Raw genomic sequence first — 25,520 nt, forward strand, 5'->3', positions numbered from 1 at the left:
CACCAGCCTTAGGCAGCCCCGCAGCTCAAACAATCTTTACAACGCAGAGTTGGTATGAGTTATGATTGTTTGAAACGTAACTAATGCCTGCTCAGGAGCTCAGCTCATGTCTCCTTCAACTTTGCAAGCCCTTACTGTCAATTCGCAAGCCGTCATGGCTGAAGCCTCTGGGGCTCGTTTCGTGGCCATCGGCGGCAGCTTGCGGCCCAATTCCTTGACTTATCAAGCGCTGGAGGTGGCGCGGCGCGAGTTTGAGAAGCTGGGGATCCCCTTGCACATTCTCGATCTGCGGCAGATGAAGCTGCCCTTTGCGGATGGCTCGGAATCCTACGCGGACTATCCTGATGTGGCGCTCTTGCAGGCGACCATGAAGCAGGCGGATGGGATCCTCTTGGCCAGCCCGGAGTACCACGGCGGCATCAGCGGCAGCCTGAAAAATGCCCTGGATCTGTTGCGTTTTGAGCACCTGGAGGGCAAGGTCTTCGGGTTGATCAGCGTTTTGGGCGGTGAGAGCAACAGCAACACCCTCAACCAGATGCGCTTAATTGTGCGTTGGGTGCATGGCTGGGCGATCCCGGAGCAAATCGCCATTGGTCGGGCTTGGAGCGCTTTTGACGAGCAGGGCAATCTCAAAGACGAGAAGCTACAACAGCGCTTTCAACACTTTGTCCACAGCTTGGTGACCCACACCCACAAGTTGCGGGGGATCCCAGTAGTAAGGCCTTCCTGAATACCTGCAGGCCCTGGCTGCCCCTGTTGCTACCCAGCCCCTCAGCGGGGGGTTATAGTTATTCCCAGCCAGTGCAAGTCCTTTGCATGGCTCTTTAGCCAACTTTTTGGCAAAGAAGAGGAGGAGTTGAGAAGGTTTTATAGGGCATTGGCTAACCTGCAGAATCAATCCACACGGGTATGGTTCAGTCTGTTCCCCCTTATTCCGATAGAGCTGGATCCCTGTCTCCCTGGGTAGCTCTGCAAGTAACCTTGCAACAGATGCGGGAGCAGAGCGATGCCAACGCCCTCATTCAGCTCACGCTGGAGTATGTCAGGGCGGTGTTTGGGGCGCCGCTGATCTGGCTTGCTCTTTACGACTATGCCAATCACCAGTTGGTGGGCCAAGGGGGGGTGACCCTGCGGGAAGACGATCAAGCGCTCTTGCGAGCTCTGTATCCCCTGCAGCCGGGGGAGATCCTGGAGCAGGTGGTGATCGAACAGCGGCCCATCAGCGTGCCCGATCTTTCCCAGGAGCCGCGCATGGGCCTTTGGCAGCGGGAGGCCAGGCGCCTGGGCGGGATCCAGGGCTGCTTCATCTATCCCTTCTCGGCGGTGGGGCGGCGGCGCTGCCTGGGGATCCTGATGCTGGGATCCCAGATGTGGGGAGTTACCACCCGCGAGGACGAAAAGGCCCTGCTGGGGATTTTGCTGGGGCAGTTGGCGGCCTCGCTGCAAGAGCTAGAAAACGCTTGGCAACAGCAGACCGAAAAGCGCCTTGAGGATCTACTTCTGAGGTTGGGAACGGCGATGCGCCAGGCGGGATCCCTGCAGGAACGGGTCAGCCTGGTGAGGCAGGAGCTGCAGACGTTCCTGGGCGCCGTCCATATTCAGGTGTACTGGCACGAGCGCAGCCAGGGGCGGTTTGTTCCCCATGGAAGCGCCGCTAGGCCCAGCCAGCCACCCACTCCTGCCCCCATGTCCAGAGAGGCCAAAGCGGGAGCAGCGTCGCCAAAAGATGGCGGCCTTTCGCTGCGGGAATTGGGGGACATGTACTACACCCTCACCGATGGCCAGGTGGTGGTGGGCGGCACGGGGACGACCCGCTCTGAGGTTCCCCCCAAGCTGATGCAGCAGTTGCGGGCTCAGGCGGTTTTGGCGGCCCCGATTTTGCTGGAGAGGGATCTGCTGGGGTTTATCTGGGTGCAATCGGAGCTGCCCCGCACCTGGCAAGCGGTGGAGCGACAGTTGGTGGCCGCTGCCGCCAATGGGCTGGCCTTGGCCGCCCCCCTGGAAAATCTGGATCGCCGCATTCGCCAGTTGGCCGACGACCAAGAGTTTGTCCACCAGGTGGGCCGTTCGCTTTACAACCCAGCAGAGCTGCAACAGGCTCTCCAGCAAGCGGTGGTTGGCCTGGGGCAGCGCCTGAAGGCCGCTGTGGTGGCCGTGTTGACGGTGGATCCCGACAGGCCCATCCCCCGCCTCTTCTACGAGCACCGCAGCGAAGGCAAGCAGGCTTTGCCGCCGCAGTTTAGCCCCTTGAGCGAGCAAGACTGGCAGGATCTGCTGCGCAGCGAGGTGGTGGTGGCAGAAAACTACGACCAAGATCTGCGCCTGCTCTCTTGGCGGCAAGAACTGGCCCCTCTGGGGGTGCGCTCCCTCATGCTCACCCATACTCGGGTCGGCGGCGCCGTCAGCAACGCTGTCTTTCCGGAAGGGCTGCTCCTGGTATTACACCCCCAGCTACGGGCCTGGAGCCGGGAAGAACGGCAACTGCTGCGCGGGATCGCCCAACAAGTGGGGTTGCTCCTGCGGCACCTCCAATCGGAACAACAGCGACAACGGCAAGAACAACTGCTCAGGGGCCTGATCGCCACCTGTCTGGCCCTGCAAAACCTGAACACCTCGCCCGTTGGCGACAGCAGTATAGAGTCCTTTCTCTACACCACCACCGCTCAACAGACGGCCCAATTGCTGGGGATCCCGTTGGCTCTCGTAGTCAGTTGGCAGCCGGGGGAGAGCCGGGCCCAGTTACAGCCGCCCTTTGCTGCTGCCCCTGAGTTCTGCCCCAGCGGAGCCACCGAGATCGACCGCCAGGATCCGCTGCTGGCTTATGTGCTGCAGGCGGGGGAGCCCCTTCAGCTTGCCCAAGAAGAGATCCCGGCTGCCAGCCGCACCTGGCTCAATTCTGCCGGCCTGGGATCCTGGCTGCTGGTGCCCTTGGGCGAGACAGATCCCTCTCTGCCGGAGCCTCTGGGGGTTTTGATCCTGGGGGCAGAGGCAGGTAAGGTTTGGGATCCCGACGAGCGGGCGGCTGTGATGTTGATCGCCCAGACCTGCGCTTGGACGCTGCGGCGCTTGCTTTGGATGCAAACTTTGCAAGAGCAGCAGGAGGTGCTCAGGGAGTTGAACTGGTACAAACACCGCCGCCTGCTAGACCTACAGAATGCCCTCCTGGACGGCCTGCGCCGCTTGGGTCAGGTGCCGGAGATCCCCGGCGACGAAGCCACCCGCTGGCAAAAAGTGGTGGAGATCGGCAAGGGGCTGCGAGAGCTGACGGTCTCCACAGAGCCGTTGTTGCAGGCGGAAACCTGGCAGATCCAGCCACAGTTGCAGTCGGTATCTTTGGCTACTTTGGTGCGCAAAAGCCTGCGCCGGGTGGAGGGCCTGACCCAAAGACGCAAGCTGTGGCCGCGGGCCCATGGGGACATGAGTCTGGCCATCCAGGGGGATCCCGGACGCCTGGAGATGGTGCTCTGGGAGCTGCTGGTGGCCGCCGCTTTGCGCAGCCCGGAAGGGGGGCGGCTGGATCTGTGGAGCCAGGCTGGCGAGGGCTATGCAGAGCTGCTGGTGGTGGATCAGGGCAGCTTTGACCCTCACCTGGCAGCGGCACTTCAGTTGGAGCCGGAGCGGGTGATCTACGCGGATCCTTTGCTCAAGTCGCCTTTGGCGGCCAGCCCCGGCCTGGAACTCAGCTTATGCCAACGGGTGGTGCAGCGGATGGGAGGTCAGCTCTCCTTCTATCTGTCTGGGGATGGGCGCTCCGTTTCCCGACTGCTCCTGCCGCTGAGCCCAGCGTAGAGCACAGCCCTCAGGAAGACAAGATCCTCAGCAGCCAAAACAGGGGCAAGAAGGCCAGCACCCCTCGATCCAGCCGCCGCAGTTGTAGGCGGTGCCAGCGCAGGGGATGGTCGGGGCCGGTCAGCCCACGGGCTTGCATGGCCATGGCCATCTGTTCGGCCCGCAGGAGCAAGTTTTCAAAAAAGCGCTCCACCAGGGCCAGCAGGGTTTGCATCCCGCCCCGAAAACTGAGGGATCCCCAGCGCACATCCCGAGTTCGCACCGCCCGCACCAGGTTTTGCACCTCCTCCATCACCAGCGGCAGAAAGCGCAGCGCCAAGGTGAGGGTGAGGATCACCTCCGCAACCGGCCATCCCCAGCGCTGGCAAGGTTGCAACAGTTGGCCGATCCCAGCGGTGATCTCCTCTGGGGCGGTGGTCAGCAAAAACAAGTTGGTGGCATAGAGCAGCGTAAAGATGAGGGTGCCCAGCCGCAAGGCCACCGACAGAGAACGGCGCGACACCTGAAAGGTTCGCCCCAACAGGGACAATTGAACCAAGCGGTAGCGATAGGGCGTTGGCCAGGCACGGGTTTGCTCGCGCCAGGCGCGGTCTGGGGATCCCTGTTCTGCAGCCAGGTGAAGGCTATCGCGAACGCCGGGGATCCCGGTCAGCCCATAGCCCACCACCTGCACATCCTGCCGCTGCGGCTGCGGAAAGACCCCCAACCCATCTGGGGCCAAGCTGGTGATCCCAAAGGTGAGCAGGCTGAGAGCCAACACCAGAGCGAGTTGGCCTGACCAAACCCGGCGCGGCAGACGGGCTGCCACCGTCAAGAGCAAGAGAAGTGCCACCACCGCCAGGCGCCAGCCATTGCCGGCCAAAATGGGACTGAGCAGGAAGCTGAGCAGCCAGGCCAGCTTCACGCGCGGATCCAGGCAATGTAGCCAGGTGCGAGGCTCTTCCAGATAAATCCCCAGCGGGGCATTGCGCAGGATATCCACGATCGGGCAAGCGGGAAACAGCCTATCTATGTAAGCTACCCGACTCCGACCGCTGGGCGGTATTCAAATCACGGCCAAGAGAACACAACCCTCACTAGCCTTGGATCCCCCCTTGGCGGCATGATAAGAACGAGGGATCCGCAGAACAAGGCAAAAATGGACGTGCAACTGGGCCGCAATCGGCAGGCAAGACGCGCTTATGGGCTGGATGAGATCGCGCTGGCACCAGGCAGGCGAACTCTGGATCCCAGCCTGGTAGACACCCACTTCACTCTGGGAGGGATCCAACGGCCCATCCCCATCATCGCCAGCGCCATGGACGGCGTGGTGGATGTCAAGATGGCGATTTTGCTCTCCAAGCTGGGGGCGATGGGCGTGCTGAACCTGGACGGGATCCAAACCCGCTACGCGGATCCCGACGAGGTGCTGGATCAGATTGCTGCGGTCGGCAAAGACGAGTTTGTTCCCCTGATGCAGCGCCTCTACAGCGAGCCCGTCAAGCCGGAGCTGATCCAAGAGCGCATCCGCCAGATCAAAGCCGCCGGCGCCATTGCCGCCGCTAGCTGCGTGCCCGCCCATGCGGCTGAATATGGGCCCCTAGTGGCGGAAGCAGGCGGAGATCTCTTCTTCGTCCAGGCCACCGTGGTTTCCGTCCATCACAAGGTGCCAGAGGGCATGCAAAAGCTGGATCTGGCCGCGTTCTGCCGCTCCATGCCCATTCCCGTGGTGCTGGGCAACTGCGTCACCTACGATGTCGCCCTGGAGCTAATGCAAGCGGGAGCTGCCGGCGTCTTGGTGGGCATCGGCCCCGGCGCTGCCTGCACCTCCCGCGGCGTGCTGGGGGTGGGAGTACCTCAGGCCACCGCCATTGCCGACTGCGCTGCCGCCCGCGACCAGTTCTTGGCCGAAACCAGCACCTACGTTCCCATCATCGCCGACGGCGGCCTGGTGACCGGCGGGGATATCTGCAAGGCCATCGCCTGTGGGGCCGATGCCGTGATGATCGGATCCCCCTTGGCTCGCGCTCAGGAGGCGCCCGGTCGCGGCTTTCACTGGGGCATGGCCACCCCCAGCCCCGTTTTGCCCCGCGGCACCCGCATTCGCGTGGGATCCACCGGCACCCTGGAAGAGATCTTGCGCGGCCCCGCCCGCCTGGATGACGGCACCCACAACCTCTGGGGTGCCCTGCGCACCAGCATGGCCACCCTGGGCGCCGCCAACCTCAAGGAAATGCACCAGGTGGCGATCTGCATTGCCCCTTCCCTTTTGACCGAGGGCAAGGTGTACCAGAAGGCGCAGAGCCTGGGCATGGGGAAATAGCCCCTCAGGAAATGCTAGACTCAGGGAGCCGAGGGGGCGGTTAGCTCAGCGGTAGAGCGCCTGCCTTACAAGCAGGATGTCACTGGTTCGAGTCCGGTACCGCCCATCCCCGCCTTAGCCCGTGGCTCAGCTTCAGGATACACCCGCTAGCCAGGGCCGGATCCCTGAGGTAAAGTAATGGGTATAGGGCCTGGAGCGTCTGCCGCCCTTGAGCATCGCATTGAGTCTCGCTCAAAAAGTGTGTAAAGTGGTAGACGATGTAAGACAGGGCTGTACTATGTTCTTCTAGAATTCGCAACTGTCAGGCTCGCTCTAGAGTTGGGCAGTTGGGCATCGCTAGGAGACGTTGCCACAGCTAAACAGGTGTGAGGACAAAAAACAAGGAGAGAAACATGCCCGCGAAACACACGAACTACTGGAAAACGCTGCTGGCTGGCACCCTGGGTGCAGCGGCAGTCTTAACCCCTGGAGTGGCCTATGCCCAAGCTACAGGGCCTGTCACCTCCATCTCTGAGCTTTCCGATGTGCAGCCCACCGACTGGGCATTCCAGGCGCTGCAATCGCTGGTCGAGCGCTACGGCTGTATTGCCGGCTACCCTGACCGCACCTTCCGCGGCAACCGGGCCATGACCCGTTTTGAGTTTGCCGCCGGGATGAATGCCTGCTTGGATCGCATCAACGAGCTGATCGCCGCCGGCCTGGCCGACAAGGTTTCTAAGGAGGACTTGGCTACACTGCAGCGGCTGCAGGAGGAGTTTGCCGCCGAGCTGGCAGCCCTGCGGGGACGGGTAGACGCGCTGGAAGCCGACGTAAATGACCTGAAGGGCAAGGTCTTCAACCCGGTCACCAAGCTGAATGCCCAAGTGATCACCGCTGTCCTGGGCAGCGCCCTCACCGACGACCGGGTGGTCAACAACAGGGTGGTGGCCGAGCAGAATCAGGCGAACATGACCCTGCCCTACCGGGTGCGCTTGAACTTCGACGCTTCCTTTGCTGGGCGTGACCGTCTGCGCATTCGTCTGCAGGCTCGCGATGCGGTAACCACCTTCTTCGCAGGGGATCCGGGCGTTGGCTTCCAAGGGGGTGGTGGTGGCACCTTCACACTGGCCCAGTTGGTCTATCAGTTCCCTGCCTTTAACCGCGCTGCCACCATCTACGCCGGCATCACGGGCACGGGGGTGTCCAGTGTCCTGCAATACAGCGTCCCCTTCGATGCCCTCTCCGACTTTGCCGACCTCCCCAACTCCACGGGAGATGTGCCCAGTGGCACGCTGTTTGGCTTCCGCTATCGCCTCGGCGACCAGTTTCGTCTGGCCTACGCCTACAGCACCCGCGGCGGCCAGACCTTGGGCAGAGGTTTCGGTGACAGCGGTTTGACCGGTAACGACAGCGCTCACACGGTGGAGCTGGGCTTTCTGCCGACGGAAAATCTGGAGCTGTATTTGCAATTTGCTTCCACCTATCTGCAGGACGCTAGCCGCGGCCCCGGTTTCCTGGCTACCGGCAGCAGCCTTTTCCGCGGTCCGCTGCGCCGGAATGACGTCACCCCCTCGGCTCGGGTCAATGCCTTTACAGTGGCTGCTAACTGGGAGCTGAGCCCCCGCATTATCCTGTCCGGCTGGTTTACGGCGGGCAACGTTGACTATAACCTGCCCAATGTGGTGCCGGCTGGCACCATCGATCCCGGCGATGAAGACTTCAACGGGTTCTTGCTTGGTTTTGCCTTCCCGGATCTCTTCATTGAGGGTGCCAAGGGTGGTGTAGTCTTCGGTCAGCCGATTGTGACTACAGACAACGATGGGGTTTGGGATACTCGGCCCTTCATTGTGGATGTCTACTACAGCTTCCCAGTGAACGAGTACATTACCCTGACGCCCGCCGCCTACTTTGTGAGCAATCCCAATGGGGGCAGACCAGGGGACAACGACCCGACCATTGGTGTGGGTGCTCTGCGGGCAGTGTTCACCTTCTAATCCCTTGTTCTCCCGCCTAGGTTAAAAACAACGGAGGGATCCGCCGCAGCGGATCCCTTTTTTATGGAAAGTCTCCCAAGCCTTGCCCTGGAAGACATCGAGCAAGTTGGAGCGGGCGCCGGGAAGCTAGGGGTTACAAAAGGCGCACTGAGCCGGATCTGCCCAGGTCTCTGCCACAGGCTCGGTGTGGGTGTGGGAACAGCGGGCACAGCCATACACCCACGCCTTGGTTACAGGGGTGGGGGCACCACACTGGCCGCAGGGCAGCCCCGAGATGGAACGGATGCGCCAGTAGCCGGGAGTGCCGCAGGCGGGGCAGAGGCTTTGGGCTTTGGCGATGAGGTTTTGGGTGGCTGCCGCAATCACCTGCAGGCGGGTTGGGTTGTACAGGGCCCGCATATCGGTTTCCAGGTGCAGCCCTCCCTGGCGGGCCAGCAGCTCCTCCACCACCTGCTTTAGGGTTGCTTCGTCTTGGATCCCTTTGTGGATAACTTGGGGCTTTTCCGGCCGGTCGAGGGCGATCAGGCCGTGCTCGGGGAAACCTACTTTTTGGGCAAAGTCGAGGGCTTCTGCCCAGCTCTGCACCCAGCGATGGCTGAAATTGGTTTGCACGCTTTCTGCGTAGCCCACCAGCTCCAAGGGATCCGCGTCAGGTTCAAAAACCTTGAGCATGACCCACTCCTGGTTCCAAGGGATCCAGGGAAGCTGGGGGTGGGGGCCGAAAGATCCCTCGCTGGCCAAAACCAAAGAGGCAGGACAAACTTGGCGGGCTCTCTCAATCTTTAGGCGTAGGGTGTGGATGGGATCCCCCGGTCGGGGCCGCTCCCGTGAGAAGGTGCCCAGTTGGTCGGTGTCGAGAGGTATCACTTGCACCTGGATCCCCAGGTGTTGGGCCAAGAGGGGGCCAATCACTTGCTCCTTGCGATGCAGGGTTGCCAAGTAGGCAACCCGACCTTTCCATTGCATAGACTCAGGCCCGACCCCGATCCGGCAAACGAAGTCTACAGCTTTATTGTTGGGCTCATCGGATGGCTCAAACCAGGGGACTGGGTTCTGCCGCCAAGCCCAACTGGGCGACGGCCTCGGCCAAAGCGGCCTCCCGGCTCTCCACAAACCGCTCTGCCGGCAAGGGCAAACGTAGGCTTTCCAAGCGCTGTCGGATCCGGCCCCTGGCCCCGACAATCCACACCTGCTTGCCGCGATCTAGGGCCTCACGAATGGCATTTTCCAGAGAGAGCGTCGCCGAAACCCCCAGCATCGGCACATCCGACAGATCCACCACCAAAGCTTGGCAAGAAGCCACCGCCTGGTGTTGGCGGGAAATGGCCTGGGAAACCCCGAAGATCATCGGGCCGCTCAGGTAAAACAGCAGCACCTGGCCGCGGCCCTGGCGCAGCAATTCCTTTTCCCGCGGCGTGAGATCCACCGCATCATCCGCATCGGTAATGGCCTTCACCTCTTCCGACTGCAGCTCGCTCAAGCGCTGGATGGTGAGCAAGTTGGCCACAAACACCCCCACTCCCACGGCAGCGATGAGATCCACGAACACCGTCATGAACATCACCCCGTACATGATGGCCGCCCCTTTGAGGGAGAGGCGGTGGGCCCGCTTCAGGAAGCTCCAGTCGAGGATATCCACCCCCACCTTAAAGGCGATCCCCGCCAGCACCGCCATCGGGATCCCTTGGGTGAGGGGAGCGGCAAACAGCACCACCATCAAGAGGATGAGGGCGCGGGTGATGCCGGCTAAAGGGGTACGCCCACCTGACTGGATATTCACCACCGTGCCCATGGTCGCCCCCGCCCCCGGCAAGCCCCCCAGGAAGCCGGAGACCAGGTTGGCGATCCCCTGCCCGATCAGCTCTTGGTCAGAGTCGTGGCGGGTGCGGGTGAGGTTGTCGGCAATCACCGCCGTCAAGAGGGTGTCGATGCAGCCCAGCATGCCCAGCACCACCCCGTCCAACACCAAGCTGGCCAAAGATGAAAAGGGCAACTGCGGCCATTGCACCTGAGGCAGGCCGGTGGGAATGGGGCCAATGCGCCGCAACTCCCAGTCAGCCATGAACCAGTTGGCCACCAGCGTTCCCAGCACCAGGGCCACCAACTGGGGCGGCACCGCCCGTCGCCAGGGCTTGGGATAGAAAAAGAGGATGGCCAGCGTCAGCAGCCCCAACCCCAGTTCCGGCACCTTGAGGTTAAGCAGGTAGGTCGGCAGGTTCTGCACCGACCCGATCACTCCCCCCTGGCTGGCGTGGCCCAACAGCGGCGGGATCTGCAGCAAAATCATGATCCAGCCAATTCCCGACATAAAGCCGGAGATGACGCTGTAGGGCATGAGGGTGATGTATTTGCCCAGCTTCAGGGATCCAAACAAAATTTGAAACAGGCCCCCCAGCATGACCACGGTAAAAGCTGGCCCCAACCCCTGATCCGGATAGCTGGCGGTAACCTTGGCAACCACCGCCGTCATCATCACCGTCATCGGCCCGGTGGGTTCGGAGATAAGGGTGGGGGTACCGCCGAACAGGGCGGCAAAAAAGCCCACACACACCGCCCCGTACAAACCTGCCACCGGCCCCGCCCCGGAAGCCACCCCAAAGGCCAAAGCCATCGGCAAGGAAACAATCGCCGTCGTCAGGCCGCCGAAGAGATCCCCACGCCAGTTTTCTAGGCTTAGCCGCCGCTGCCAATCCAGAAATCTCCTACCGCCGGCCTGCTCTTCTTTCGCTTGCTGCAGCATGCTCCACCGCTCTCGACACTATGTAGGTAGGCTACCATTGAGCGTTACCATAAAGACTAGACTAGAGAATAGATTTCTATCTATAAGTTTCTTCAGGGATCCCCTTTCGGCGCCGAGTTTGGGAAACTCTCTCTGCCAAGCAGAGCTGCCTGCCGACAGCCGCTCTACCCCAGAATGGTAGACTGGAAACACCTGGATTTGGGGTTACTGCCCTAGGTTGCCGACTGTTGGCGGGCAACAACCTTCTGACCTTGCACCCTGCCCGCGCCCAAGTCCACCGGGATCCCTCACCTCTACCCCCACCCCATGAGCGACAACGAATTGACCGCACGCATCATCTCCACCGATCTGCAGCGGGAGATGGCGCAGTCCTACCTGGAATACGCCATGAGCGTGATTGTCGGGAGGGCTCTGCCAGACGCGCGGGATGGCTTGAAGCCGGTGCATCGCCGCATCCTCTACGCCATGCACGAGCTGGGCTTGACGGCGGATCGGCCTTTTCGCAAGTGCGCCCGCGTTGTCGGGGATGTGATTGGGAAATACCATCCCCATGGGGATCAGGCGGTTTACGATGCCCTGGTGCGCATGGCGCAGGACTTCTCCATGCGGGAGCGCCTGGTGGACGGGCACGGCAACTTCGGCTCCATCGACAACGACCCGCCGGCGGCCATGCGCTACACCGAGTGCCGCCTCACCGCCTTTGCCCAGGAAGCCCTGCTGCAGGATATCGACGCCAACACCGTCGACTTCATCGACAACTACGACGGATCCCAGCAAGAGCCGCTGGTGCTGCCGGCGCGGATCCCGCAGTTGTTGTTGAACGGATCTTCCGGCATTGCCGTGGGCATGGCCACCAACATCCCCCCCCACAACCTGGGAGAGCTGGTGGACGGCCTGATTGCCCTCATCCACAACCCCAACCTGACCAGCCTGGAGTTAATGCAGTGGATCCCGGCGCCGGATTTCCCCACCGGCGGGCTGATCCTGGGCCAGGAGGGCATCCGCGAAGCCTATACCACCGGGCGCGGCTCCATCACCCTGCGGGGGGTGGCCACCATCGAGACCATTGAGCAGCGGGGCCGACCGGCGCGGGACGCCATCATCATCACCGAGCTGCCCTACCAGACCAACAAGGCAGCCATGATTGAAAAAATTGCCGAGCTGGTCAACGACAAAAAACTGGAAGGCATTGCCGACATTCGCGACGAGAGCGACCGCAGCGGCATGCGGGTGGTGATCGAGCTGAAGCGGGATGCCCAGCCCCAGGTGGTGCTCAACAACCTCTACAAGCAGACCCCCCTGCAGTCTAGTTTCGGGGTCAACATGCTGGCCATCCTCAACGGCGAGCCGCGCACCCTGACCCTGCGGGACGCGCTGCAGGCTTTCTTGGATTTCCGGGAGGCGGTGATCGAGCGGCGCACCCGCTATGAGCTACAAAAGGCGGAGGAGCGGGATCACCTGTTGCAGGGGTACCTGGTGGCTTTGGGGCAGTTGGATCGGGTGATCGCCCTCATCCGCGGAGCCGCCGATACCGCCGCCGCCCGATCCGAATTACAAGCAACATTGGGCCTGAGCGAAGCGCAAGCCGACGGGATCTTGCAAATGCAACTGCGCCGCCTCACCGCCCTGGAAGCGGAGAAAATCCAGGCCGAACACGAAGACTTGGTGAGGCAAATTGCCGATTTGCGGGATATTTTGGCCCGTCGGGAGCGGGTGATGCAGATCATCAGCGAAGAGCTGCAGCAGCTCAAGGCCCGCTTTGCCAGCCCGCGCCGCTCCCGCCTCTGTCTGGAAGACTGTGAGCTGCAGACAGCCGATCTGATCGAGAACCGCGAGACGGTCATCTTTCTCACGGAGCAGGGCTACATCAAGCGCATGGACATCAAAGAATTTCAGGTGCAGGGGCGGGCCACCCGCGGCAAGGCCGGCACCCGTATCAAAGACGACGATGCCATCGAGCAATTTTTTGCCTGTCGCAGCCACGACACCATCCTCTTTTTCACAGATCGGGGGATGGTCTATACCCTGCCTGCCTACGAGATCCCGCAGGGAAGCCGCACCGCCCGCGGCAGCGCCATCGTCCAGTTGCTGCCCCTGAGCCGGGAAGAGCGGGTTACCTCGATGGTGCCCGTGAGCAAGTTCAGCGACGACGAATATCTGGTGATGCTGACCCAGGGGGGCTACATCAAAAAAACGGCCCTCAGCGCCTTTGCCAATGTGCGTTCCAACGGCCTAATTGCCATTTCTCTGGAGGAAAACGATGAGCTGCGCTGGGTGCGCCGCGCCCGCTCCAGCGACGATGTAGTGATGGCAACCCGCCAAGGCATGTCCATTCGCTTCCGGGCAGATGACGAGCAACTGCGTCCCCTAGGGCGGCCTGCTCGCGGCGTGCGGGCCATCACCCTCAACCCCGGTGACGACATCGTCAGTATGGACATTATTTTCGCCGAGTCGGTGATGGCTGCTGAGCGAGAGGGGGAGGGGCTGGCCAACCCCTGGGTATTGGTGATCACCAAAGAAGGGCGGGGCAAGCGCTCGGCCATCGACCACTTCCGTCAGCAAAACCGGGGTGGCAAGGGGGTGATCGCCACCAAGTTCCGCCAGGAGTCGGATGAATTGGCTGCCCTGCGCATCGTCAATGCCGAGGACGAGATCCTGTTGGTAACTGCCAGAGGCATTGTTATGCGCCAGTTGGCCAAGGCCATCCCCACTCAGTCTCGTGAGGCAACAGGGGTGCTGGTGCAGCGCTTGGATCCCGAAGACAGCATTGTAGCGGTGACGGTGGTGCCGGCCTCTTTTGTCGGGGATCCCACTGAAGTCGAGGAAGAGCCCGCGGGCGAAACCTCGGAAGACAGCCGTTGATCCTGAGGCCCCAGCTTCAGCTCTGGATCCCAGGTGCGGTATTTGCCACGGCAGAGGGGTAGGATCCCGTACCGAGAGGGGTGAGGATTGGGTGTTAGCGTTGACATAGCCCAAAGCGGCCAACTGCGAAGGCCTGAGGGATCAGGCCGGGCTTCCGAGTTGGGCTGGATCTGCTGTGTTTGGGGAGCTTGGTGACTCCATGTCGAGCCCATTAAATTTCATCCCTGGTTTTGAGGCTGTGCAAACTCCGAGCCCCGACAACCGGCTCTGGCAGTATCTGCAAGCTCAGGATCCCAGCATTTTTCAGGATATTGCCCGCAATTCTTCCCCTGAAGTGCTGGAGATCTTGGGCCACAACATCCGCAGCTTGGTGGGGAGCTTGCCCTCCGATCAATTTGGGGTGCAGATCATCACCAACCGCGAGAGCTTGGCGAAAATGCTCTCCGGCGCGATGATGGGCGGCTATTTTCTGCGGGTGATGGAGCAGCGTCTGGCCCTGGAGCAATCCTTGGGCAGCCCGTCCGCTCCTGACACTTCTCCTCATTCGGAGAGCGGCCATTCTTAGCCGCCCAGGCATAACTTCCTGCGGCATGGCGCTAGAGTGGAGCTGTCGGGCTGGGCCAGGAGCATGCAATTTCTCGTCGCTCTTTTGTTAGCACTGGCGTGGCTGTTTGCCCCCAGCCCGGTTCAAGCCCAAGGGGTTGCTTGCCCCTACGCCACCTTGCGCCTGGAGTCCAGGCTGGCGGTGGATGCCAAGCAAGTCTGCGAGGCGGCTGCCCCCTGGGCAGCGAAAGGTTTTCGGGTGCTGGTTTATCTCACCGATGCGCGGGATCCCTCGGAGCAGGCCTGGTTTGCCCGTTTGGATCGTGTGGAGGCAGAGGCCGGCCTGCGGGATCTGTCGCAAGGGGATTTTTACGACCGCAACGGCTTGACGGTAGCCGCCAGCACCGATACTTTCCCGCCCTGGGGGTTCAACATCACCTATGGCGAAACCCTCTACGGCACCCGCCTCGATACCGCCGACCACGAGTACCAACACCTCCGATCCCAGGTGCGCGAGCTGCTTGGCCAAGGGGATCCCTCGCAGGCGCTGGTGGTCGGGCTGCAGCAGAGCTATCGGCTGGCCTATCCGCCTCCGCCTTCCCCCTGGCCGCTGCTGGGAGTGGGGGCCGGTGCCGCAGCGGTGATCGGCGGCACGATCTCCTGGCGCAGGCAGCGGCGCCGCCGGCAGTTGCAAAACCAGATCCAAGTCCTGCAAGCTCCGGTGGCCACTCTGCTCTTGGCCCTAGAGGGTCTCTTGCCCAGTGACAAGCCGGAGGAGACTATCTTCTACCGGCTTTATTTGATTTTGGGGGGGGAGCGCTACCCACAGTTGGGATCCCGCCTCCTCGAGACTTTGCAGGCCTGTCGGCAGGCTCTCACGCAGGCCTTTTGGGTGCAAGGGCAGCTCTCCAACCAAACTCCCACCACCCTCAGGGAGCTGGAGCAGCAGGTGGAAGCCTGGGAACGCCTCTACATCAGCCTGGTGGGCAGCCGTGAGCGCCTGCTCAACCTCAGCGAAGAGCAACTGCAAACTCTGCTCAACCCGGTGCAGTTTCTTCCCTCTAACCTGGCCGAGGAAGGGGGATCCCTGCTGCGGCAACTGGAAGACCTGCGCCAACAGTTGGAAGGTCGCCCCCTGAAAGTCGAGCTGCTGCGGGTGGATCCCAGCCGCTTGGATGCCGATGGCATTCTCGGCCTGATCGAGCGGGTGCAACGGGAGCTGGATCGCCTGCAGAAGGCCCCTGCTCTGCTCTCCGCCAAGCTGGCTACTCTGGAAAACCGATTGCGCCAAGCCCCTGCGGGGATCCCGACCTCTCTCGGCTCTGGCTTGGCCGGGCTGTTGAACCAAGTGCGCTCCCTGCAGCAAAGGGGTTTGGATCTGGATGGGTTGGAGCTGGCCGAGGCCGGGATCCGCCTGCTGGATCTGCTGGCTCAACTGCAAACTTGGCAAAACCAGGGCTACCGCTTTCCCCGGCAGGCCGACGACCTGGCCCAACTGGCCTCAGCCCTGGGATCCCTGCCCGAGCTGCACAGCGCCATCGACAGCCTAGAAAACCACAGCCGCGCCTACGTCCAGCAACACCAAAAAAACCAGGCCGAGCTCAGCCGCCTGCAAACTCAGCTCCAAAGCCTCAAGCAGCGCCTACCCGACCTGGATCGCCGCCTGAGCCGGGTGTATGGGGGCTTCTTCCGCCACCCGCCGCAGGAAGAGCGCAAAGCGCTGGAAGAAACGAGGCGGCTCCTCCTCTACATCAGCCAAGAGGGGATCCCGGCCATTCAGCGCTGGAACAGCCTCTCCGAGCAGAACTTCGATCAGGCCCAGCAAGAGATCGAGCGGGTTCAAGCCGCTCTGCAGCGCTGTGCAGACAGGCTGGATCGCCTGGAGCGATCCCTGTGGCAGGCGGAGCAAGAAGATGAGCGGCACAGCACCGTTACAGTCTTTACCTCGACTTCCTCTTGGGACAGGGACTTTGGCCGCTCTTCGGGCACGGGATCCTGGGGCGGCTCTTCTGGTTCTTCCGGCTCCTCCTCCCGCCATTCCTCCGGGGGCAGCTCTTCCCGCCACTCTTCGGGCGGCTCCTCCCGTCGTCGCTAGGGGGTGGGGATGACCAGCTCCACAGCCGTATCCAGGCGCGAGGGCGGGGGTGGGGCCTCGCCTGGAGCCAGTTCCAGGTAGGGGGCCAGGGGGTGATTTTCTTTCCAGCGGGATCCGATTTCGCCGGCCATTTGGGTGACCTGGATTTGATAGAGCTGCGCCAGCTCAGCGGCGTTGAGGTTGCCCCGCTCCACCTGATCGCGGCTGGCTTCTGCCAGAACCTCCGCCATGAGGTTGCCCTGCTCGTCAAACCGCCACAGCTCCAGGCGGCTGCGGGAGCGCAGACTCACCTCCGTCGGCGAGGCCGGGCGGGTGAGGACATCGACGCGGGCGATGACAATGGCCTCCAGGCCCAGGTAATCGAAAAACTGGCTCACCGCTTCCGGCTTGCGGCGATCCCACTCAAACAGCTCGTAGACCGGCCAGCCCACCTGGCGCAAAAGGGGCTGAATGCGGCGGTTGTCCAGGGGCACCACCTTCTCGCTGTTGGGGATCAGGCCCAGGCGCACCGCTTCGATGGCCAGGCGCTGGCCCAAAAGCTGGGTATGTTCCAGTCCTCCTACCCCCAAAATGCCGAGGCGACGCCGGGGTTGGGGCCGGATGGGCACCTGCAAAACCACATCCACAGGGGTGGTCAGGCCCGCCTGCAGCAGGATCTCGTGCTCCGCCTTTTCGTAGTCGGGGTGCCATACGGTCAACATCCAACGTCCGGCAGGAGCCTGGTCGAGCTCAAACGCCCCCTGCTCGTCCGTCTGGACGGGCTCCAAGCCCTCCAACTGCACCTGCGCCCCGGCCACCGGCTGCCCCAGGCTGTTGCTCACCTGCCCCACCAGCCGTGCCTGGGATCCCACCTGGTCTCGATGGGGAAACAGCGGTGTGAAGTGGGGAATGGGGGTGACCGGCGCCTGGGCCAGCGCTCCTGGAGTCAGGGCCAGCCAGCCGCAGAGACCTAGGCTGCCTAAGCTAACCTTGCGCCGCAGCGCAGTGAGGGAGAAAAGAGGCATGGCGACATCTGCTAATCGCAGTGGGTTCTGGAGAGACAAAATCCTGCTGCAGGGATCCTTACCCAGAAAAGGGATTGTTGGCCTGCCATTGTTGGATAAAGACGGGCACCATGTTGCGCACCTGCAGCCGAAACAGGCCCGCTGCCGCATCTTCAAACAGCGGATCCCCGCCCACATCATCCCGCCCATAGGCCTCATAGTAGCGAGCCCGATCCCCCGGCCGATCCCGCTGCAAGTCCACCACCACCACCAGGCCGCGGCTGCGCAACTGGTTGGGGGTGAAATTGGGAATTTCCACCGGCACAGCCGGGGCCAGGAAGCGCAGGGCCGTATTCAGCAGCGAGCTGCCCTGGCGGTTGTAGTCCCGCGAAATCTGCAGTTGGGTCAAGAGAATGTAGCGCAAGCCAAGGGCATCGCCGATGGCCTTCAGCTTGGCCAAGTCGGCGGTGTAGCGCTCATCCCGATCCAACAGAGTGAGGCCCTGGATGAGGGGCAAAAGCGGCTCAAAGCGGGGATCCGGCCCCAAAGGCCCGTTCAAAAGCAGCACCGGTCGCTGCGGCTGCAACTCCTTCAGGGCCAGGCTGAGGTGGCGGGCCAGCTCATCCGAGTAAACCGGCTCATCCGGCAAAAGGCCAATGCCCTCCGGCTGGCGGGCCGGCTGCCCCGGCGGCAGGCGAATATCTTGGGTGGATACAAAACCGGCCCGCACCTCCACCTGGGTGCTGGTGGGCGGAAACCCCGGCACCTCCACATCCACCAGGTACAGCCCCGCCGGCAACTCCGGCAATACATAGGTGCCGTCGGCAGCGATGCGAACCGTCTGCGGGGGCTGCGTGGAGGTGGCGGCCAGGCGCAAAACCCCCGTCTGGACGGGTTGGCCGGCAATATCCAGCACCCGCCCCGTCACCACGCCGCGGTTGCCGGAAGAGGGGATCCCATTCTGCTGGCTTGCCCCCCCATTCCAGGGCTCCGCCCGTCCGTCGCCAACTTGAGCCTGAATATCCACCAGACGGCGCAAAGCCGGGATCCCTGCCGCCACCACCCACAGATCCCGCTCCCCCAGCCTCACCAAACCCGTGGGTTGTCCCTCCAGCCGCAGCGAGGCGGCCAATCGCCCCACCTCCAGATCCACCACCTGCAGACGGTCGCTGTTGCGGGAGGTCACGTAGGCCCAGCGGCCATCGGCGGAAAGGGCCAGCCGTGTCGGTCGCCAATCCAGGCCAATCCGCTGCAGGGCCTCGCCGCTGCGGCCCAGATCCAGCACCGTCAGATCCTGGCTGCCCGAGTTGAGCACCACCAGGCGTTGCCGTTGGGCATCCAGAGCCATCGCTTCTGGAGTGTTGCCGCCGCGCCAGCGAGCCAACAGCTCGCCATTGTCGGGGTTGACCACCAGCAGGCTGAGGGGATCCTCGCCGGCCAGGCCCACAAACAGGGCTCCCCGCTCTGGGTCATAGGCCAAAGCCAAGGGTGGCCCCGGCAGCGGCAAGTTGCGGGCCTGCGGAGGCTCCGATCCATTCCGTTGGCGGTTGGGAGCGGGGATCACCGCCAAACTTTGGGCGGCGGGCATGGAGGCGAAAACTCGCCCCCCGGCCGCATCCACGGCCATATCCAAAACCCCCGCCGGCAGCCCGTAGGCCTGCAGCAGCTCCCCCGTCAGCAAATCAAGGGCCACCACCCCAGGAGCATTGGGGCCGGAGGCATAGACCACCTGCTGCACCTCATCCACCCGCACCACGCCGGGGGCAAAGCCCACCGCCACCTGCCACAGGGGATCCCCGCTCGCCCCATCCAGCAGCGTCACTGCCTGCGCTTCCAACAGTCCCACCGCCAGCCAGCCCCGCTCCGGCACCGCATCGAGGCGATCGGCAGAGCTGGGCAAGGGCAAAAGCCAATCCCCCTCCCCCCTCTGCCCGTTTTCCGCCGCCGAGAGGTTCCCCCCAGAAGCGGGAGAGCCTGTTTCAGGCGATTGCCCCAACACCGGGGAGCCCAGCCCCAGCACACCGCCCAGCACGACCAGCCACTGCCACTGCATTGCCCTTCTCCACCCCAGAGCCGCGCCTGCTTGGACCCAGCATAGCCAACCTGCCTGTTCGCTTGCCCTCGGAAGCCCAAACACATTTTGACAGGCTGCCCAGACGAACTTAGAATGGATATTCGCTGGTTTTAGCAGGATCAACCATGAAGGTGCGGCCCTCCGTCCGTCGGATCTGTGAAAAGTGCCGAGTTATCCGCCGCCATGGGCGGGTGATGGTGATTTGCTCTTCTAACCCGAAGCACAAGCAGCGGCAGGGATAAGGGCACGACGGCGGCTGTGTCCAGGATCGCAGCAGAAGACAAAGACAGTGGAGCCTAGCACAACGGAGCAGAGCCCTGGGCGGCGGTGAGAGCATGGATCCCACGTTTGGCCTTGCTGTGGCACATTCCCCACTTTGGCGATCCCAATCTTAGCAGCCGGCAGGCAACTCAGTTCTTTTGGGCAAGTTTGTTCGAGTTAGTTTGATTGGTCGGATTATAAGGCATCCCAGACTATGGCACGGATTGCGGGAGTTGACATCCCTCGAGAAAAGCGAGTTGAGATCGCCCTCACCTACATTTATGGCATTGGGCTAACCCGCTCGCGTCAAATTTTGGCGAAAACCGGCATTAACCCGGATACTCGTACCCGTGACCTCAGCGACGCCGAGGTGGCCGCCCTACGGACGGTGGTGGAGGGCGAGTACCAGGTGGAAGGGGATCTGCGCCGCCAAGAGGCGATGAACATCAAGCGGCTGATCGACATCGGCACCTATCGAGGCCGCCGCCATCGCCTGGGTCTGCCCGTACGCGGCCAGCGCACCCGCACCAACGCCCGCACCCGCAAGGGGGTGAGGAAAACGGTTGCCGGCAAGAAGAAAGCTCCTGCCAAGAAATAAGACCCTTCGACCATTCCAATCCCAAACAGTTGTCAAACAGTTGATTGCAAGGACGCATGGATCATGGCTCGGCAGCAACGGCGCGGACGTAAAGTCAAAAAGAACGTTCCTAACGGAGTGGCCTATATTCAGTCCACCTTCAACAACACCATCGTCACCATCACCGATCCCAACGGCGATGTAGTGTCTTGGGCTTCGGCAGGTTCTACCGGCTTCAAAGGCGCCAAAAAAGGCACCCCCTTCGCCGCCCAAATGGCCGCAGAAAATGCAGCGCGGCAGGCGATGGAGAACGGCATGCGTCAGATCGAAGTGATGGTGAGCGGTCCAGGAGCCGGCCGGGAAACCGCCATTCGCGCTCTGCAGGCAACGGGCCTGGAGATCACCCTCATTCGGGATATCACCCCCATTCCCCACAACGGCTGCCGACCCCCCAAGCGGCGGCGTGTCTAAAGGATCCCGCCTTGAGGGCCGGGCGAGCGTCTGGGGGGTTTCTTCCAAGGCTACGCGCCGCGCCAGCGACCGGTTTGCCCGAGATGACCTCTGAAGTTTCATAAGTTCTCCAAGCGGATATCCAGCCAGACGGACGGGGCCATTATGATGATTCAAACCAGCCGAACCCTCCATGCTTTGAGCAGCAAAGCGAGCGCAAGCGCTGTTGCCTACCAGACCGAGTGCGTTGAATCCCATCAGGATGCCACCGGCGTTCACTACGGCAAATTTGCTCTGGGGCCGCTGGAGCGCGGCCAAGGGATCACCGTGGGCAACGCCCTGCGGCGGGTGTTGCTCTCCAATCTGGAAGGGACGGCAGTAACCGCTGTCCGCATCGCCGGCGTGAGCCACGAGTTCTCCACGGTGCCGGGAGTGCGGGAAGACGTGATGGAGATCCTGCTCAACATGAAGGAGCTGGTGCTGCGCTCCACGGCTCCTGACACGCAGGTGGGCCGTTTGGTGGCGCAAGGGCCGGGGGAAGTTACCGCCGAGAAGCTGCAATTGCCCAGCGAAGTGGAGGTGATCAACCCCCGCCACCACATTGCCACTTTGGCGGAAGGGGCGATTTTGGAAATGGAGTTTATGATTGGCCGGGGACATGGCTACCGCGCCGTCGATTACTCCGACAGCAAATCGACGGCCATCGATTTTCTGCAGATCGACTCCGTCTTCATGCCGGTGCGCAAGGTGAACTACACGGTGGAAGCAGCCCGGGTCGGCCAGTCCCTGGAAAAAGATCGTCTAATATTAGAGATCTGGACCAACGGCAGCCTCACTCCGCAAGAGGCCCTCAGTCAAGCGGCCCGCATTTTGGTGAGCTTGTTCTCGCCCCTGCAGGAGGTCAGCTTCGATGCGCCGGTAGCGCCTCAGCAAACCGAAGATAACCAAAAGAACCAGATCCCCATCGAGGAGCTGCAGCTATCGGTACGGGCCTACAACTGCCTGAAGCGAGCCCAGATCAATACGGTGGCGGATCTGTTGGTCTACACCGAGGAGGATCTGCTGGAGATCAAAAACTTCGGCCAGAAATCTGCCGAAGAGGTGATCCAGGCCCTCAAGAATCGCTTTGGCCTAACGCTGCCCCGCGCCCGCGAAAAGGGCAAGGCCTAGAGCCCCAAGCAACCCTCCAAGGTGCTTGGCGCCGCCGGCGTCACCGCAAAACTCAGTCAGGATCCCCGAAGAGCCCAGGATAGAGGTTACCATGCGTCACCGTCGTCGTACCCCCCACCTCAACAAGCCTGCCGACCAGCGCAAAGCCCTGCTGCGGGCGCTGACCACAGCTCTGCTGCGGGAAGGGCGGATCACCACCACCAAAGCCCGCGCCAAGGCCATTCGCGCCACCACCGAGAAAATGATCACCCTGGCCAAAGAGGGATCTTTGGCGGCGCGGCGGCAGGCCCTGGCCTACGTCTACGACAAGGAGCTGGTGCGCTCTCTGTTTGAGCAAGCGCCGGAGCGCTACCGCGATCGGGCCGGTGGCTACACCCGCATCCTGCGCACCGTGCGTCGGCGGGGGGACGGAGCGGAAATGGCGGTCATCGAGCTGGTGTGAAGGGATCCCATGCAAAGCCGTCGCATTGCCCTGAAAATTCAGTACCTCGGCAGCGGCTTTCGCGGCTGGCAGCGTCAAGCGGGCCACCGCACCGTACAGGGGGTGCTGGAGGAGGCGATTGCGTCGCGGGCCGGGCACCCGGTGGCCCTCTACGGGGCAGGGCGCACCGATACGGGGGTTCATGCCTCAGGCCAGGTGGCCCACTTCGACACCACCTCTGGCATCCCACCCACGGAGTGGGCGCGGGTGCTGAACGACTGTCTGCCGGAAGATGTGGTGGTACTGGCTTCCGCTCAGGTGCCTGACTTCTGGCATGCCCGCTTTTCGGCCCGCTGGCGCCGCTATCGCTACTTGATCCTGAACCGGGAGCTGCCGGATGTGTTCTGGCGCCTCTTTAGCTGGCAGGTGCGTTGGCCTTTGCAGGTGGAGCCGATGGCGGAGGCCCTCCACTCCCTGCTGGGCGAGCACAGCTTGGAAGCGTTCCGGCGGCGCGGATCCGACCGGCCCCACTCGCGGGTGCAGGTGCAGGAGGTGCTCTGCCGGCGGCTGGGGGATCTGGTGAGCATCGAGGTGCAGGCCAGCGGCTTCCTCTACCGGATGATGCGGCTGCTGGTGGGATCCCTGGAGGTGGTGGGCCGCGGCGAGCTCAGCCCGCAACAATTTGTCCACCTCTGGCAGCACAACGACTGGAGCCAGATGCGCACCCGCTACAGCGCCCCTCCGCAAGGGTTGTGTTTGCTGGATGTGGGCTACGCTGCGGATCCTTTTGGGCGGCAGTTTGCCCACTTGTTGCCCTTTTTGGGGCCCCCTGAAGCCCGCCATCTGGCTGTGGGTGTCCCTTCCTTGGTCTGAGCGTTTTCTTGTCCAATCCTGCAGTTCTGTCCTCCTTAGCTGCCATGAACAAAACTCCCCTTCCCACTCCCGAAACTGCGGCGCCCCGCTGGTACCTGGTGGATGCTGCCGACCAGCGGCTGGGGCGCCTGGCCGCGGCCGTGGCCACCCTCTTGCGGGGTAAGCACAAGCCCGACTTCACCCCCCATCTGGATACGGGGGACTATGTAATCGTGATCAATGCCGAAAAAGTGGTGGTCACCGGCAAAAAGCGCACCCAAAAGCTTTACCATCGCCACTCTGGCCGCCCTGGCGGCATGAAAGTCGAGACCTTTGCCCAACTGCAAGCTCGCCTGCCGGAGCGGGTGGTGGAAAAGGCGGTCAAGGGGATGTTGCCCCACACCCGTTTGGGCCGGCGGCAATTTACCAAGCTGAAGGTGTACGCCGGCCCCCACCACCCCCACGAGGCCCAGCAGCCGCAGGTGTATCCTGTTCACACGATCCCAGGAGCCAAAGCATGACGCAAGCAGCCAGCAGCCATCGAGCCGTTTATTGGGGAACCGGGCGCCGCAAAACCGCTGTTGCCCGCGTGCGCTTGGTGCCCGGCACCGGCAAGATCCTCATCAACGACAGGCCGGGAGACCAGTATCTGCAGTATCAAGAAGCGCTATTGGCCAACGTAAAAGCGCCGCTGGAGATCCTTGGTTTGGAGAACGCCTACGACATCCTGGTGCGAGCCCATGGGGGCGGCGTCCACGGCCAGGCCGATGCCATCAAGTTGGGGGTGGCACGCGCCCTCTGCGAGGTGGATCCGGCCAATCGCGGCCCCTTGAAGGTAGAGGGCTACCTAAAACGGGATCCGCGCGCCGTGGAACGGAAGAAATACGGCCTGCGCAAGGCCCGCAAGGCTCCCCAGTACTCGAAGCGCTAGGGATCCCCGCCATTGCTTTTTCAAGGTCGATGTTGGTAGACAAGGGTATAGAAACAAGCCCAGAGGAGGAGATTGCCATGCCCAAAAAAGGAATACACCCACAGTGGTATCCCGAAGCCAAAGTCATCTGCAACGGCGAAGTGGTGATGACGGTGGGATCCACCCAGCCGGAGCTGAAGGTCGACGTTTGGTCCGGCAACCATCCCTTTTTCACCGGCAGCCAGAAGATCATCGACAGCGAAGGACGGGTGGAGAAGTTCATGCGCAAGTACGGCATGGGCGGCAGCAAGAAAGCCAAGTAGCCGAGTTTCTGCACCAAGGTTCCCCATTTGGGCCCTGCTTAGACTTCTCGGTGAGGCTAGACCCATGGCTTCTGCTCAACTGATCGAGCAGCTTAAGAACGTCGAGGCCACTTTTCAGGAGCTGACGGTGCGCCTGGCCGATCCTGATGTGGCGACGGATCCGGCGGAGCTGCAGCGGATCGCCAAGGCCCGCTCCTCCCTGGAAGCCACCGTGCAGGCTTTTCACGATTGGCAGAAGCTGACTCGCGACCTGAAGCAGACGGAAGAGCTGCTGCGCGAGGCGGCCTCCGATCCGGAGCTGGAGGCGATGGCCAGGTCGGAACTCGAGCAACTGCGCGCCCGCCAAGAGCAACTGGAGCAACAGCTCACCCTGCTGCTGCTGCCCCGGGATCCCAACGACGAAAAAAACATCATGTTGGAGATCCGCGCCGGCACCGGGGGCGAGGAAGCGGCGCTGTGGGCGGCTGATTTGGCCCGCATGTACACCCGCTACGCCGAGAAGATGGGTTGGTCGGTGCGCCTGGCCAGCCTCTCGGAAGGAGAGATGGGGGGCTACAAAGAGGCCATCCTGGAAATCCGCGGCGACCAGGTCTATAGCAAGCTGAAGTTTGAGGCCGGCGTGCACCGGGTGCAGCGGGTGCCCGTGACAGAGGCGCAGGGGCGCGTCCACACCTCGACGGCCACGGTGGCGGTGATGCCGGAGGTGGACGAGGTGGAGGTGGTGATCGACCCCAAGGACATCGAGATCAAGACGGCGCGCTCCGGCGGGGCGGGCGGCCAAAACGTGAACAAGGTGGAAACGGCGGTGGATCTCCTCCACAAGCCCACCGGCATCCGCGTCTTCTGCACCGAGGAGCGATCCCAGTTGCAAAACCGGCAGCGGGCGATGCAGATTTTGCGGGCCAAGCTCTACGAGATGAAGCTGCAGGAGCAACAGGCCTCCATCAGCTCCGCCCGTCGCATGCAGGTGGGAACGGGATCCCGCTCGGAAAAAATTCGCACCTACAACTACAAGGACAACCGCGTCACCGACCACCGCCTCAACCAGAACTTCCTGCTCGAGCCGATTTTGGAAGGGGAGCTGGACGAGTTAATCCAAGCTTGTATCGGCCTATACCAAAAAGAGCTGCTGGCGGAGCTATCCTAAGCGCTGCTGGGATCCCTTCCTGCTGCCGACCTGGCGGTAGAATAAATA

The 25,520-nt window shown here is 62.4% G+C and carries 22 protein-coding genes and 1 tRNA gene; 18 read left to right on the forward strand and 5 right to left on the reverse strand.

Annotated features, from left to right (window positions below):
* Positions 1 to 106: 106 nt before the first annotated feature.
* Both NW862_RS03190 and NW862_RS03195 read left to right on the forward strand, forming a co-directional pair.
* Entirely contained in the window at positions 107 to 730 is a 624-nt protein-coding gene (locus tag NW862_RS03190; RefSeq protein WP_414335151.1) for an NADPH-dependent FMN reductase, read from the forward strand.
* Between the two features lie 179 nt (positions 731 to 909).
* Positions 910 to 3,789, forward strand: coding sequence for a GAF domain-containing protein (locus tag NW862_RS03195; protein ID WP_414335150.1), 2,880 nt, complete (start codon positions 910 to 912; stop codon positions 3,787 to 3,789).
* A gap of 10 nt (positions 3,790 to 3,799) precedes the next feature.
* On the opposite strand, the gene NW862_RS03200 is transcribed toward NW862_RS03195, so the two are convergent.
* Complete coding sequence (locus NW862_RS03200) at positions 3,800 to 4,771, reverse strand: energy-coupling factor transporter transmembrane component T family protein (protein WP_414335149.1); 972 nt, start codon at positions 4,769 to 4,771, stop codon at positions 3,800 to 3,802.
* 156 nt (positions 4,772 to 4,927) lie between these two features.
* On the opposite strand from NW862_RS03200, the gene NW862_RS03205 reads away from it, so the two are divergent.
* The 3 genes from NW862_RS03205 (at position 4,928) to NW862_RS03215 (ending at position 8,064) form a co-directional block, all read left to right on the forward strand.
* Positions 4,928 to 6,091: a GuaB3 family IMP dehydrogenase-related protein gene (locus NW862_RS03205; RefSeq protein WP_414335148.1), complete on the forward strand. Its 1,164-nt coding sequence runs from the start codon at positions 4,928 to 4,930 to the stop codon at positions 6,089 to 6,091.
* 34 nt (positions 6,092 to 6,125) lie between these two features.
* Positions 6,126 to 6,197 (forward strand) — tRNA-Val (locus tag NW862_RS03210).
* Positions 6,198 to 6,483: 286 nt separating this feature from the next.
* On the forward strand, positions 6,484 to 8,064 hold the full coding sequence (locus NW862_RS03215; RefSeq protein ID WP_414349202.1) for an iron uptake porin: 1,581 nt from the start codon (positions 6,484 to 6,486) through the stop codon (positions 8,062 to 8,064).
* 126 nt (positions 8,065 to 8,190) lie between these two features.
* On the opposite strand, the gene NW862_RS03220 is transcribed toward NW862_RS03215, so the two are convergent.
* A complete protein-coding gene (locus NW862_RS03220; RefSeq protein WP_414426914.1) occupies positions 8,191 to 9,003 on the reverse strand; it encodes a DUF6671 family protein in 813 nt (270 codons plus the stop codon).
* A gap of 94 nt (positions 9,004 to 9,097) precedes the next feature.
* Positions 9,098 to 10,804, reverse strand: a complete 1,707-nt coding sequence (locus NW862_RS03225) for a SulP family inorganic anion transporter (RefSeq protein ID WP_414426915.1) — start codon at positions 10,802 to 10,804, stop codon at positions 9,098 to 9,100.
* 306 nt (positions 10,805 to 11,110) lie between these two features.
* Here NW862_RS03225 and gyrA point away from each other — a divergent pair, with 306 nt between their 5' ends.
* The 3 genes from gyrA to NW862_RS03240 all read left to right on the forward strand — a co-directional run bounded on the left by gyrA (position 11,111) and on the right by NW862_RS03240 (position 16,304).
* Positions 11,111 to 13,666, forward strand: a complete 2,556-nt coding sequence (gene gyrA / locus NW862_RS03230) for a DNA gyrase subunit A (protein ID WP_414426916.1) — start codon at positions 11,111 to 11,113, stop codon at positions 13,664 to 13,666.
* A 238-nt stretch (positions 13,667 to 13,904) separates the two neighbouring features.
* Complete coding sequence (locus NW862_RS03235) at positions 13,905 to 14,231, forward strand: DUF760 domain-containing protein (protein ID WP_414334831.1); 327 nt, start codon at positions 13,905 to 13,907, stop codon at positions 14,229 to 14,231.
* Between the two features lie 63 nt (positions 14,232 to 14,294).
* The gene (locus NW862_RS03240) at positions 14,295 to 16,304 is read left to right on the forward strand and encodes a hypothetical protein (RefSeq protein ID WP_414348901.1); all 2,010 of its coding nucleotides are present in this window, start codon (positions 14,295 to 14,297) and stop codon (positions 16,302 to 16,304) included.
* Here NW862_RS03240 and NW862_RS03245 read toward each other — a convergent pair.
* Together NW862_RS03245 and NW862_RS03250 are read right to left on the reverse strand one after the other, a co-directional pair.
* A complete protein-coding gene (locus NW862_RS03245; protein ID WP_414334833.1) occupies positions 16,301 to 17,308 on the reverse strand; it encodes a carboxypeptidase-like regulatory domain-containing protein in 1,008 nt (335 codons plus the stop codon). The two genes, NW862_RS03240 and NW862_RS03245, sit on opposite strands and share 4 nt — an antisense overlap.
* A gap of 58 nt (positions 17,309 to 17,366) precedes the next feature.
* Positions 17,367 to 19,340 carry a carboxypeptidase regulatory-like domain-containing protein gene (locus NW862_RS03250; RefSeq protein WP_414426917.1) on the reverse strand — a complete coding sequence of 658 codons (1,974 nt, stop codon included), beginning with the start codon at positions 19,338 to 19,340 and terminating at the stop codon, positions 17,367 to 17,369.
* A 146-nt stretch (positions 19,341 to 19,486) separates the two neighbouring features.
* On the opposite strand from NW862_RS03250, the gene rpmJ reads away from it, so the two are divergent.
* The 10 genes from rpmJ to prfA all read left to right on the forward strand — a co-directional run bounded on the left by rpmJ (position 19,487) and on the right by prfA (position 25,472).
* Complete coding sequence (rpmJ, locus tag NW862_RS03255; protein ID WP_011433187.1) at positions 19,487 to 19,603, forward strand: 50S ribosomal protein L36; 117 nt, start codon at positions 19,487 to 19,489, stop codon at positions 19,601 to 19,603.
* Between the two features lie 233 nt (positions 19,604 to 19,836).
* A complete protein-coding gene (rpsM, locus tag NW862_RS03260) occupies positions 19,837 to 20,220 on the forward strand; it encodes a 30S ribosomal protein S13 (protein ID WP_414334835.1) in 384 nt (127 codons plus the stop codon).
* A gap of 63 nt (positions 20,221 to 20,283) precedes the next feature.
* Positions 20,284 to 20,670 carry a 30S ribosomal protein S11 gene (rpsK, locus tag NW862_RS03265; RefSeq protein ID WP_414348903.1) on the forward strand — a complete coding sequence of 129 codons (387 nt, stop codon included), beginning with the start codon at positions 20,284 to 20,286 and terminating at the stop codon, positions 20,668 to 20,670.
* A gap of 144 nt (positions 20,671 to 20,814) precedes the next feature.
* Entirely contained in the window at positions 20,815 to 21,819 is a 1,005-nt protein-coding gene (locus NW862_RS03270; RefSeq protein ID WP_414334837.1) for a DNA-directed RNA polymerase subunit alpha, read from the forward strand.
* A gap of 91 nt (positions 21,820 to 21,910) precedes the next feature.
* On the forward strand, positions 21,911 to 22,261 hold the full coding sequence (gene rplQ / locus NW862_RS03275) for a 50S ribosomal protein L17 (protein WP_414334838.1): 351 nt from the start codon (positions 21,911 to 21,913) through the stop codon (positions 22,259 to 22,261).
* A gap of 9 nt (positions 22,262 to 22,270) precedes the next feature.
* A complete protein-coding gene (truA, locus tag NW862_RS03280; RefSeq protein WP_414334839.1) occupies positions 22,271 to 23,113 on the forward strand; it encodes a tRNA pseudouridine(38-40) synthase TruA in 843 nt (280 codons plus the stop codon).
* A 44-nt stretch (positions 23,114 to 23,157) separates the two neighbouring features.
* Complete coding sequence (gene rplM, locus NW862_RS03285; protein WP_414334840.1) at positions 23,158 to 23,613, forward strand: 50S ribosomal protein L13; 456 nt, start codon at positions 23,158 to 23,160, stop codon at positions 23,611 to 23,613.
* A complete protein-coding gene (rpsI, locus tag NW862_RS03290; RefSeq protein ID WP_414334841.1) occupies positions 23,610 to 24,023 on the forward strand; it encodes a 30S ribosomal protein S9 in 414 nt (137 codons plus the stop codon). The genes rplM and rpsI overlap by 4 nt, the downstream gene beginning before the upstream one ends.
* A 77-nt stretch (positions 24,024 to 24,100) precedes the next feature.
* Positions 24,101 to 24,325, forward strand: coding sequence for a 50S ribosomal protein L31 (gene rpmE, locus NW862_RS03295; RefSeq protein WP_414334842.1), 225 nt, complete (start codon positions 24,101 to 24,103; stop codon positions 24,323 to 24,325).
* A 64-nt stretch (positions 24,326 to 24,389) separates the two neighbouring features.
* Complete coding sequence (gene prfA, locus NW862_RS03300; protein WP_414334843.1) at positions 24,390 to 25,472, forward strand: peptide chain release factor 1; 1,083 nt, start codon at positions 24,390 to 24,392, stop codon at positions 25,470 to 25,472.
* The last annotated feature ends 48 nt before the right edge of the window (positions 25,473 to 25,520 follow it).

The sequence above is a fragment of the Synechococcus sp. H55.8 genome (assembly GCF_047462375.1).
GTDB lineage: Bacteria > Cyanobacteriota > Cyanobacteriia > Thermostichales > Thermostichaceae > Thermostichus.

What these genes read in the sequence shown, in the direction of transcription:
- NW862_RS03195 (WP_414335150.1), top strand. Translation starts at nt 910, where the DNA reads ATGGTTCAGTCTGTTCCCCCTTATTCCGATAGAGCTGGATCCCTGTCT.
- NW862_RS03225 (WP_414426915.1), bottom strand. Translation starts at nt 10,804, where the DNA reads ATGCTGCAGCAAGCGAAAGAAGAGCAGGCCGGCGGTAGGAGATTTCTG.
- rpmE (WP_414334842.1), top strand. Translation starts at nt 24,101, where the DNA reads ATGCCCAAAAAAGGAATACACCCACAGTGGTATCCCGAAGCCAAAGTC.
- rplQ (WP_414334838.1), top strand. Translation starts at nt 21,911, where the DNA reads ATGCGTCACCGTCGTCGTACCCCCCACCTCAACAAGCCTGCCGACCAG.
- NW862_RS03250 (WP_414426917.1), bottom strand. Translation starts at nt 19,340, where the DNA reads ATGCAGTGGCAGTGGCTGGTCGTGCTGGGCGGTGTGCTGGGGCTGGGC.
- NW862_RS03245 (WP_414334833.1), bottom strand. Translation starts at nt 17,308, where the DNA reads ATGCCTCTTTTCTCCCTCACTGCGCTGCGGCGCAAGGTTAGCTTAGGC.
- rpsI (WP_414334841.1), top strand. Translation starts at nt 23,610, where the DNA reads ATGACGCAAGCAGCCAGCAGCCATCGAGCCGTTTATTGGGGAACCGGG.
- prfA (WP_414334843.1), top strand. Translation starts at nt 24,390, where the DNA reads ATGGCTTCTGCTCAACTGATCGAGCAGCTTAAGAACGTCGAGGCCACT.
- rplM (WP_414334840.1), top strand. Translation starts at nt 23,158, where the DNA reads ATGAACAAAACTCCCCTTCCCACTCCCGAAACTGCGGCGCCCCGCTGG.
- NW862_RS03240 (WP_414348901.1), top strand. Translation starts at nt 14,295, where the DNA reads ATGCAATTTCTCGTCGCTCTTTTGTTAGCACTGGCGTGGCTGTTTGCC.
- NW862_RS03270 (WP_414334837.1), top strand. Translation starts at nt 20,815, where the DNA reads ATGATGATTCAAACCAGCCGAACCCTCCATGCTTTGAGCAGCAAAGCG.
- rpmJ (WP_011433187.1), top strand. Translation starts at nt 19,487, where the DNA reads ATGAAGGTGCGGCCCTCCGTCCGTCGGATCTGTGAAAAGTGCCGAGTT.
- NW862_RS03215 (WP_414349202.1), top strand. Translation starts at nt 6,484, where the DNA reads ATGCCCGCGAAACACACGAACTACTGGAAAACGCTGCTGGCTGGCACC.
- rpsK (WP_414348903.1), top strand. Translation starts at nt 20,284, where the DNA reads ATGGCTCGGCAGCAACGGCGCGGACGTAAAGTCAAAAAGAACGTTCCT.
- rpsM (WP_414334835.1), top strand. Translation starts at nt 19,837, where the DNA reads ATGGCACGGATTGCGGGAGTTGACATCCCTCGAGAAAAGCGAGTTGAG.
- NW862_RS03205 (WP_414335148.1), top strand. Translation starts at nt 4,928, where the DNA reads ATGGACGTGCAACTGGGCCGCAATCGGCAGGCAAGACGCGCTTATGGG.
- NW862_RS03190 (WP_414335151.1), top strand. Translation starts at nt 107, where the DNA reads ATGTCTCCTTCAACTTTGCAAGCCCTTACTGTCAATTCGCAAGCCGTC.
- gyrA (WP_414426916.1), top strand. Translation starts at nt 11,111, where the DNA reads ATGAGCGACAACGAATTGACCGCACGCATCATCTCCACCGATCTGCAG.
- truA (WP_414334839.1), top strand. Translation starts at nt 22,271, where the DNA reads ATGCAAAGCCGTCGCATTGCCCTGAAAATTCAGTACCTCGGCAGCGGC.